The sequence below is a fragment of the Xenorhabdus innexi genome (genome assembly GCF_002632485.1).
In the GTDB taxonomy this organism is placed as follows: Bacteria; Pseudomonadota; Gammaproteobacteria; order Enterobacterales; family Enterobacteriaceae; genus Xenorhabdus; species Xenorhabdus innexi.
This window is the reverse complement of the sequence record NZ_NIBU01000186.1, coordinates 1-1,112: the sequence shown is the minus strand read 5'-3', so window position 1 is coordinate 1,112 and position 1,112 is coordinate 1. Positions and strand designations below refer to the sequence as shown.

The following is a 1,112-nucleotide window of genomic DNA, read 5'->3' as shown; positions in this document are numbered from 1 at the left end:
CGGACGCCGTCAGTCAGTACCGGGTCCGGTTGCCGGACTCAGTCAGCAGGCCCCCTCAGAGACACCGGATTCGGAAACCGAACTCAGTCTTAAATCAACAGGTTATAGTCAAACCACTAAACCGAACTGTTATGTACGTTCTTTCACACAGAGTGTGAATAAAAAAACATACGTAGAGCCGCAATCTGCCCTTTTGCTTCCTGAAGGGCTGTGCCGGCAACTGGAGTCGGACGATGTGACCATGCTGACCAGTCAGTTGCAGGCGCTGCCCGCTGAACAGGCGCAAACGGTACTGCGCAGTCTGGATAACGCCCTGCGGACAGGCAGCATCGGCAATCCGGTGGGCTGGCTGCTGACCGTGATGAAACGGGCACGGGAAGGGAAATTATTTGTACAGCCGGGGCAGACCGGTGTTCCTGCCACGGTGGCAGCCCCCGCAAGACGACCGACTGAGCCTGAACAGCCTGTTTCATATCCGGTGCAACCCGCTTCGCCGGCGCATGTCCGCAACATGGTGAGCGAGATCCGTCAGCAGCTGAATCTGGCGAAATATCACCGTGATGGTATCAGCTAAAAACCGTGTTGCTCAGAATTGAACTGATTGAAAATTATACGGGTGTGCCCGGGGCACACAAGGCTAAAAACTGTACTACCCTGTTCGAATCCGGTCAGTCTGAAAGTCTGTCATCGTGCCGGAGATAGAAGTGATTAAAAATCATACGGGTGTGCCCGGGGCACACAAGGTTAAAAATTGCACTGTCCTGTCCGAATCCGGTCAGTCTGAAAACCTGTCATCGTGCCGGAGATAGAAGTGATTAAAAATCATACGGGTGTGCCCGGGGCACACAAGGTTAAAAATTGCACTGTCCTGTCCGAATCCGGTCAGTCTGAAAACCTGTCCTATTGTCGGAGATAGGCGTGGTCGAAAATTATACGGGCATGACCGAAACACAAGCAGCTGAAAATTGTCCCTGATGAGTCAGGTAACAAAGAGATAAAAATAATCTTCTCTGAGAGGCTATTCAGAATCTTTTTCACCCTGAACAGTTTTTCATGTAACCTACTGGAATGAGAAAAGTTTATGCCAGTGATATCAGTCGAGAAGTCTTTCA

At 50.8% G+C, this 1,112-nt stretch carries 1 pseudogene; it reads left to right on the top strand.

Annotated elements, in window-relative coordinates:
* Positions 1 to 574, top strand: a pseudogene (locus tag Xinn_RS22320) (STY4528 family pathogenicity island replication protein); the annotation flags it as partial.
* Between the last annotated feature and the right edge of the window lie 538 nt (positions 575 to 1,112).